The 8,711-nt window shown below is 69.6% G+C and carries 7 protein-coding genes; 2 read left to right on the top strand and 5 right to left on the bottom strand.

The genetic code is table 11. The annotated features are described in order from the left end of the window. Window positions 1-93 precede the first annotated feature (93 nt). From pgl to tkt, 5 genes are read right to left on the bottom strand one after another with little or no spacing between them, the layout of a single operon-like run. Window positions 94-876, bottom strand: a complete 783-nt coding sequence (pgl, locus tag ACNFOC_RS24260; protein WP_416961213.1) for a 6-phosphogluconolactonase — start codon at window positions 874-876, stop codon at window positions 94-96. Next, window positions 873-1,973: a glucose-6-phosphate dehydrogenase assembly protein OpcA gene (gene opcA, locus ACNFOC_RS24265; protein ID WP_416961214.1), complete on the bottom strand. Its 1,101-nt coding sequence runs from the start codon at window positions 1,971-1,973 to the stop codon at window positions 873-875. The genes pgl and opcA overlap by 4 nt, the downstream gene beginning before the upstream one ends. Further along, on the bottom strand, window positions 1,970-3,508 hold the full coding sequence (gene zwf / locus ACNFOC_RS24270) for a glucose-6-phosphate dehydrogenase (RefSeq protein ID WP_416961215.1): 1,539 nt from the start codon (window positions 3,506-3,508) through the stop codon (window positions 1,970-1,972). Before zwf ends, opcA begins: the two co-directional genes overlap by 4 nt. Window positions 3,509-3,512: 4 nt before the next feature. Further along, on the bottom strand, window positions 3,513-4,631 hold the full coding sequence (gene tal, locus ACNFOC_RS24275; protein WP_416961216.1) for a transaldolase: 1,119 nt from the start codon (window positions 4,629-4,631) through the stop codon (window positions 3,513-3,515). 34 nt (window positions 4,632-4,665) lie between these two features. Further along, window positions 4,666-6,753 (bottom strand): transketolase, encoded by a 2,088-nt coding sequence (tkt, locus tag ACNFOC_RS24280; protein ID WP_416961217.1) that lies wholly within the window; start codon window positions 6,751-6,753, stop codon window positions 4,666-4,668. A 356-nt stretch (window positions 6,754-7,109) separates the two neighbouring features. Between tkt and ACNFOC_RS24285 the strand changes: the two genes are divergently transcribed. Both ACNFOC_RS24285 and ACNFOC_RS24290 read left to right on the top strand, forming a co-directional pair. Further along, entirely contained in the window at window positions 7,110-8,063 is a 954-nt protein-coding gene (locus ACNFOC_RS24285; protein WP_416961220.1) for a heme o synthase, read from the top strand. 95 nt (window positions 8,064-8,158) lie between these two features. Further along, the gene (locus ACNFOC_RS24290) at window positions 8,159-8,491 is read left to right on the top strand and encodes a hypothetical protein (protein ID WP_416961218.1); all 333 of its coding nucleotides are present in this window, start codon (window positions 8,159-8,161) and stop codon (window positions 8,489-8,491) included. Window positions 8,492-8,711: the final 220 nt, after the last annotated feature.

An 8,711-nucleotide genomic window follows, 5' to 3' on the forward strand; every position in this document is an offset into this window, starting at 1 on the left:
CAAGTCACCAAGTGACCAAACGCTGAAGCCCCGTACGACCGGAAGGCCGTACGGGGCTTCAGCGGATTGCCGGTGTTGCCGGTGCCGCCCGTGTCAGGCGGAAGCCGGCGGATACAGTGCGCGCGGCAGCTGGGATGCCGCCGCCGCGTCCAGCAGCCACAGGGTGCGGGCGCGGCCCTGCGCGCCGGCCGCCGGTGCCTGGATCTCACCCGCGCCGGACAGGGCGATCGCCGCGGCCTCCGCCTTGTCCTCGCCGGCCGCGAGCAGCCACACCTCGCGGGCCGACCGGATCGCCGGAAGAGTCAGGGTGACCCGGGTCGGCGGCGGCTTGGGCGCGCCGTGGACGCCGACGACCGTGCGCTCGGTCTCCCGTACGGCGGGCAACTCCGGGAAGAGCGACGCCACATGGGTGTCCGGGCCGACGCCCAGCATCAGGACGTCGAAGGTCGGGACGGAGCCGTGGTTCTCGGGACCGGCGGACCGGGCGAGTTCCTCGGCGTAACCGGCCGCCGCCGCTTCCACGTCGTTGCCGTAGAGGCCGTCCGAGGCGGGCATGGCGTGCACGCGCTTCGGGTCCAGCGGCACCGCGTCGAGCAGTGCCTCGCGGGCCTGCGTGACATTGCGCTCCGGGTCGCCCTCGGGCAGGAACCGCTCGTCGCCCCACCACAGGTCGATGCGGCCCCAGTCGACGGCGTCCCGGGCGGGCTGGCCCGCCAGAGCCGCCAGCAGACCGTTGCCGTTGCGACCGCCGGTGAGCACGATCGAGGCGTAGCCGCGCGAGGCCTGCGCGTCCACGATCTTCGTGATCAGCCGGGCCGCGGCGGCCTGGGCCATCAGTTCCTTGTCGCGGTGGACGACGAGTTGGGGAGTGCTCACTGCGGATCAGCCTTCTTCACCGGGGGCATCTTCGCGGGGGTGGGCCGGTCCGGGTCCCCGCTCTCCGAGGAGGCCGGCTGCACACCGGTCGCCGCCGGGTCCGCCACCGCGCGCACCGGCAGGGCCGGCGCCGGCTGAGCCGCGGCCTCGGCCCGCTCCGCCGCCGACTGGATGCCGCCCAGCCGGTCCACGCCGAACCGCAGCGCGGACGCGTAGGTGTCGTCCGGGTCGAGCCGGCGCAGCTCCTCCGCGAGGAGTTCGGAGGTCTCGCGGCGCTTGAGCGCCACCGCGCGGTCCGGCTGGCCGGGGAGTGCCAGGGTGGCCATCGCCCCGTCCGACCGGTGCAGCGTGATGGGGCCACCGCTCGTCTCCAGGCGTACCTGGGTCAGACCGGGCCCTGCGGAGACCGCGCGCCGGACATGGACATGGAGCCGGTCGGCGAGCCACATCGCGAGCAGTTCGACGCTCGGGTTGGACTCCTCGCCCGCCACCTCGACGGAGACGATCTCCGAGGAGACCTGGTCGAGCGCGGCGGCCAGCATCGAACGCCACGGGGTGATCCGGGCCCAGGCCAGGTCGGTGTCGCCCGGCTCGTAGCTCTCGGCGCGGGACCGCAGCTCGTCGACGGGCTTCTCCGCCGCGTAGCTGTCGGTGACCCGGCGCTGGCTCAGGGCGCCCAGCGGGTCGTTCGCCGGGTCGCGCGGCGCGTCCACCGACCACCAGACCACCACCGGCGCGTCCGGCAGCAGCAGCGGCAGCACCACGGACTGGGCGTGGTCGGAGACCTCGCCGTAGAGCCGCAGCACGACCGTCTCGCCGCTGCCCGCGTCCGCGCCCACCCGTACCTCGGCGTCGAGGCGGGACTGGGTGCGGTTGCGGGACGAGCGCGAGACCCGCTTGATGACCACGAGCGTGCGCGAGGGGTGCTCGTGCGACGCGTCGCCCGCGGCCTTCAGGGCGTCGTAGGCGTTCTCCTCGTCCGTGACGACGACGAGGGTGAGCACCATGCCGACGGCCGGGGTGCCGATCGCGCGGCGGCCCTTGACGAGCGCCTTGTTGATCTTGCTGGCAGTGGTGTCGGTGAGGTCTATTTTCATGGCCGACGCCAGCTCCGTCCCTCTCGTGCGAGCATTTCGTCCGCCTCGACCGGACCCCACGTCCCGGACTGGTACTGCGCGGGCTTGCCGTGCTTGTCCCAGTACTGCTCGATCGGGTCGAGGATCTTCCAGGACAGCTCGACCTCCTCGGTGCGCGGGAAGAGGTTCGAGTCGCCGAGCAGGACGTCGAGGATCAGGCGCTCGTACGCCTCCGGGCTGGACTCCGTGAACGACTCCCCGTAGGCGAAGTCCATGGAGACGTCCCGGATCTCCATCGAGGTGCCGGGCACCTTGGAGCCGAAGCGGACCGTGACGCCCTCGTCGGGCTGGACGCGGAAGACGATCGCGTTCTGGCCCAGCTCCTCCGTCGCCGTCTGGTCGAAGGGGGAGTGCGGGGCGCGCTGGAAGACCACCGCGATCTCGGTGACCCGGCGGCCCAGACGCTTGCCGGTGCGCAGGTAGAAGGGGACGCCCGCCCAGCGGCGGTTGTCGACCTCGACCTTGATGGCGGCGTAGGTGTCGGTCTTCGACTTGGGGTCGATACCGTCCTCCTGGAGGTAGCCGACGGCCTTCTCGCCGCCCTGCCAGCCCTCCGCGTACTGCCCGCGGACCGTGTTCAGGCCCAGGTCCTTCGGCAGCCGCACCGCGCCGAGCACCTTCTCCTTCTCGGCGGCCAGCGCGTCGGCGGAGAAGGAGGACGGCTCCTCCATCGCGGTCAGCGCCATCAGCTGGAGCAGGTGGTTCTGGATGACGTCACGGGCGGCGCCGATACCGTCGTAGTAACCGGCCCGGCCGCCGATGCCGATGTCCTCGGCCATGGTGATCTGCACGTGGTCCACGAAGGACCGGTTCCAGATCGGCTCGAACATCGTGTTGGCGAAGCGGAGCGCCAGGATGTTCTGGACGGTCTCCTTGCCGAGGTAGTGGTCGATGCGGAAGACCTGGTCCGCGGCGAACACCTCGTGCACGACCCTGTTGAGATCCTCGGCCGACTTGAGGTCGTGGCCGAAGGGCTTCTCGATGACCGCGCGGCGCCAGGAACCCTTGTCCTGGTCGGCGAGACCGTGCTTCTTCAGCTGCTGGATGACGACCGGGAAGGAGCGCGGCGGCACCGACAGGTAGAAGGCGAAGTTGCCGCCCGTGCCCTGCGCCTTGTCCAGCTCGTCGATCGTGTCGCGCAGCCGCTCGAACGCGTCGTCGTCGTCGAAGGTGCCCTGGACGAAGCGCATCCCCTGGACGAGCTGCTGCCAGACCTCCTCACGGAACGGCGTACGGGCGTGCTCCTTGACCGCGTCGTGGACCTCCTGCGCGAAGTCCTCGTGGGCCCACTCGCGCCGGGCGAAGCCGACGAGCGAGAAGCCCGGCGGCAGCAGACCCCGGTTGGCGAGGTCGTACACGGCGGGCATCAGCTTTTTGCGGGACAAATCGCCTGTGACGCCGAAGATGACCAGGCCCGACGGCCCCGCGATACGCGGGAGCCGTCGGTCGGCGGGGTCACGAAGCGGGTTCGCTCCGGAACCGGAATGAGGAGCCAAGGTCTCAGCCCTCCGAAGGGGCGAGGCGCGCGAGTTCCGCCTCGGTCGACTTGAGCAGGTCGATCCAGGACGCCTCGAACTTCTCGACGCCCTCGTCCTCCAGCAGCTGCACGACCTCGTCGTACGAGATGCCGAGCGCTTCCACGGCGGCGATCTCGGCGCGGGACTGCTCGTACGTGCCGGAGATGGTGTTGCCGGTGATCTGGCCGTGGTCGTCGGTGGCCTCGAGCGTGGCCTCCGGCATGGTGTTCACCGTGTTCGGCGCCACCAGGTCGTCCACGTACAGCGTGTCCTTGTACGCCTTGTCCTTGACGCCGGTCGAGGCCCACAGCGGACGCTGCTTGTTGGCCTGCGCCTTGTCCAGGGCGGCCCAGCGGTCCGAGGAGAAGACCTCCTCGTACGCCTCGTAGGCCAGCCGCGCGTTGGCGAGACCGGCCTTGCCGCGGGCGGCCTTGGCCTCGTCGGTGCCCAGCGCGTCGATCCGCTTGTCGATCTCGGTGTCCACGCGGGACACGAAGAAGGACGCCACGGAGTGGATCTTCGAGAGGTCCAGGCCGCGCTCCTTGGCCTTCTCCAGGCCGGAGACGAACGCGTCCATGACCTCGCGGTAGCGCGCCAGCGAGAAGATCAGCGTGACGTTGACGCTGATGCCGAGGCCGATGACCTCGGTGATCGCCGGGAGGCCCGCGCGGGTGGCCGGGATCTTGATCAGCGTGTTCGGGCGGTCCACCAGCCAGGCCAGCTGCTTGGCCTCGGCGATCGTCGCCGCCGTGTTGTGCGCCAGGCGCGGGTCGACCTCGATGGAGACCCGGCCGTCCTGGCCGCCGCTCGTGTCGTAGACCGGACGCAGGATGTCGGCGGCGTCACGGACGTCCGCCGTCGTGATCATGCGGATGGCTTCCTCGACGGTCACCTTGCGGGCGGCGAGGTCGGCGAGCTGCTGCTCGTAACCGTCGCCCGACGAGATGGCCTTCTGGAAGATCGACGGGTTGGTGGTGACGCCCACGACGTGCTGCTGGTCGATCAGTTCGGCGAGGTTGCCGGACGTGATCCGCTTGCGCGACAGGTCGTCCAGCCAGATCGCGACGCCTTCTTCAGAGAGGCGCTTGAGTGCGTCTGTCATGGAAAATGCATCTCCTACGTGTCGTTTGTCAGCGTCAGCTCTGGGCGGCGGCGATGGATTCCCGGGCCTTCTCAGCCACGTTCTCGGCAGTGAAGCCGAACTCCTGGAAGAGCACCTTGCCGTCGGCGGAAGCCCCGAAGTGCTCCAGGGAAACGATGCGACCGGCGTCCCCGACGAACCGGTACCAGGTCAGACCGATCCCGGCCTCGACCGCGACCCGCGCCCTGACCGACGGCGGCAGCACGCTGTCCCGGTACTCCTTGTCCTGCGCGTCGAACCACTCCACACACGGCATGGACACGACCCGCGTCGGCACACCGGAGGCCTCAAGCTGCTCGCGCGCCTCGACGGCCACGTGCACCTCGGAACCCGTACCGATGAGGATCACCTCGGGCGTACCCGTCGACGCCTCGAACAGGACGTAACCGCCCTTGGCGGTGTCCTCGTTGGCCTCGTACGTCGGCACGCCCTGACGCGTCAGCGCGAAACCGTGCGGGGCGCCCTCGCCGTAGACCTTCGTGTAGCGGCGCAGGACCTCGCGCCAGGCGATGGCCGTCTCGTTGGCGTCGGCCGGGCGGACCACGTTCAGGCCCGGGATGGCACGGAGTGAGGCGAGGTGCTCGACCGGCTGGTGGGTGGGACCGTCCTCGCCGAGACCGACGGAGTCGTGCGTCCACACGTACGTCACCGGCAGGTGCATCAGCGCCGACAGGCGTACGGCGTTGCGCATGTAGTCGGAGAAGACGAGGAACGTGCCGCCGTAGGCACGGGTGTTGCCGTGCAGGGTGATGCCGTTCAGCTCCGCGCCCATGGAGTGCTCGCGGATGCCGAAGTGGATCGTGCGGCCGTACGGGTTCGCCTCCGGCAGCGGGTTGTCCGCGGGGAGGAACGACGAGGTCTTGTCGATCGTCGTGTTGTTCGAGCCCGCGAGGTCGGCGGAGCCGCCCCACAGCTCGGGGATGACCGCGCCGAGCGCCTGGAGGACCTTGCCGGACGCGGCACGGGTGGCGACACCCTTGCCCGCCTCGAACACCGGGAGCTTCTCCTCCCAGCCGGCCGGCAGCTCGCCCGCGCGGATGCGGTCGTACTCGGCGGCGCGCTCCGGGTTGTTGCCGCGCCACTCCTGGTACGACGGGTCCCACGCGGCCTTCGCCTCGCGGCCCCGCTCCAGCGCCTGGCGGGTGTGCTTGAGGACGTCGTCGGAGACGTCGAAGGACTTCTCCGGGTCGAAGCCGAGAACGCGCTTGGTGGCCGCGACCTCGTCGGCGCCGAGCGCCGAGCCGTGCGCGGCCTCGGTGTTCTGCGCGTTCGGCGCGGGCCAGGCGATGATCGAGCGCATCGCGATGAACGACGGCTTGTTCGTCACCTTCTTCGCGGCCTCGATGGCGTTGTAGATGGCGTGCGGGTCGAGGTCGCCGTCCGGCTTCGGGGCGACGCGCTGGACGTGCCAGCCGTAGGCCTCGTAGCGCTTGACGGTGTCCTCGGAGACGGCGGTCTCGGTGTCGCCCTCGATGGAGATGTGGTTGTCGTCCCACAGGAGGATGAGGTTGCCGAGCTCCTGGTGGCCCGCCATGGAGGAGGCCTCCGCGGAGATGCCCTCCTGGAGGCAGCCGTCACCGGCGATCGCGAAGATGAAGTGGTCGAACGGGGACTCGCCCTGCGGGGCGTCCGGGTCGAACAGACCGCGCTCGTAGCGGGCGGCCATCGCCATGCCCACGGCGTTGGCGACACCCTGGCCCAGCGGGCCGGTCGTCGTCTCCACGCCGGTGGTGTGGCCGTACTCGGGGTGCCCCGGAGTCTTGGAGCCCCACGTGCGGAACGCTTCGAGGTCGGCCAGCTCCAGGCCGAACCCGGCCAGGTAGAGCTGCGTGTAGAGGGTCAGGGACGAGTGGCCGGCGGACAGCACGAACCGGTCGCGCCCCACCCAGTCGGCGTCCGCCGGGTCGTGCCGCATCACCTTCTGGAAGAGGGTGTACGCGGCGGGCGCGAGGCTCATGGCCGTACCGGGATGGCCGTTACCGACCTTCTGTACGGCATCGGCGGCCAGGACGCGGGCGGTGTCTACGGCCCGCTGGTCCAACTCGGTCCACTCGAGGTCTGTTGTGGTCGGCTTGGTGCTCACCCTGGGTCAGGGCTCCTCTCCACATGTCACGCATGTCGGATGCCGGTGCACTTGGCGCCCACCGGCCGTTGTCGAGCCTACCCCCGTAAGAACGCGCATTTTTTCGAGTCATTCCAGACTGCCGGGACTCTCGCGGATCCGCCTCCCGACTGGTCCGTTTCGCATTCGGCAACTGAATACGGAGGTGCTCGTTCGAGTGCTCAACAGAGTGGCGATCAGCTCTTCCGGGGGCGGTCTCCAACACGACCCCACCCCCGCGAATGTCCGGGTCTGGGCAACGTCTACAGTGGCGTGGTACGCGTGAGCCTTTACGGGGAGTTCACACCCGAAGGCTTGCTGGGATGTCTCTGTCAGGGGTGTGCGTGACGGCCGTTGAATCCCGTCCAGCGGGGATTGTCGGGGCGAGCCAGAGCCCGAGCCGGCGGCCGATCGGGGCCCGGGTCATGGCGTTCGTGGCGTTGACGAAGCCGCGGATCATCGAGCTGCTGCTGATCACCACCGTTCCGGTGATGTTCCTGGCTCAGCAGGGTGTGCCGGACCTCAAGCTGGTCCTCCTCACCTGCGTCGGCGGCTACCTCTCCGCCGGTGGCGCCAACGCGCTCAACATGTACATCGACCGCGACATCGACGCGCTCATGGACCGCACCTCGCAGCGCCCCCTCGTCACCGGCATGGTCAGCCCCCGCGAGTGCCTCGCCTTCGGCATCTCACTCGGCGTGATCTCGACCCTGTTGTTCGGCCTGACCGTCAACTGGCTGTCCGCCTGGCTCGCGCTCGGCGCACTCCTTTTCTACGTCGTCGTCTACACGATGATCCTCAAACGCCGTACCTCGCAGAACATCGTGTGGGGCGGCATCGCCGGCTGCCTCCCGGTGCTCATCGGCTGGTCGGCCGTCACGAACTCGATGTCGTGGGCGCCGATCATCCTCTTCGGGGTGATGTTCCTCTGGACGCCGCCGCACTACTGGCCGCTGTCCATGAAGGTCCGCGACGACTACGCGCGCGTGGGCGTTCCGATGCTCCCGGTCGTCGCCTCGAACAAGGTCGTCGCCCGCCAGATCGTCATCTACAGCTGGGCGATGGTCGGCATCTCGCTCCTCCTGCCCCTGCTCGGCTACACGGGCTGGTTCTACACGGCGGTCGCGCTCCTGGCCGGCGGCTTCTGGCTCTGGGAGGCGCACGGCCTCCAGAACCGCGCCAAGGCCGAGGTGACCGGCGGCAAGCTCAAGGAGATGCGGCTGTTCCACTGGTCGATCACCTATGTGTCGATCCTGTTCGTGGCGATCGCGGTGGACCCCTTCCTGCGATAACCCCCGCTGTACGGCTCCCGACGGGCGGGGTGCGTGGTCAAGGCCACGCACCCCGCCCGTCGCCGTTCGATCTACCCGTCGGTAGCATCCTGGCCATGGCAGACACGCAGCAGGTTGACGCGAAGGCCGAGCGCCAGGTGGCCCGCCTCGCCAAGCAGATCGGCACCTTCTCCAAGGCACACGGCGGGGCCGAGGGCCAGGTCGCGTACATCGGGGAGCGCGGCGCCCGCATCGTCCTCGTCGGCGAGGACGGCGGCTGGGGCGACCTCGTGGCCACGACGTACGAGATCGCCCAGCAGGCGGTCGAGAAGTCCGGGATCACCGTCCACGAGGACTTCGACGGCGAGTTCGCGGCGAAGGTGACGACGGGGCCGTACGAGTGGAAGCGCATGGCGGGCATCCAGGTGGGCGGCCCGAGCAACGGCTGAACAGGCGCCCCCAGGCTTGGCGCCCCCTCACACGGGGTGCGTACGAGCAACACCTGACACCCCGTTCACCCGTTAGGCCCCGTAGAAGCGACGCAGTCACCGCCACGGGGAGTCCGGATGATCGAAACGCCGTCCCTCGTGGACCAGTACTGCCACGGCGTACTGAGAACGGAGCTGGGCCTCGGCACCTTCGAGGCCCAGCTCCGTTCTCAGTACGCCG

Origin of the sequence: Streptomyces colwelliae (assembly GCF_048158785.1) — a bacterium.
Classification (GTDB): Bacteria; Actinomycetota; Actinomycetes; order Streptomycetales; family Streptomycetaceae; genus Streptomyces.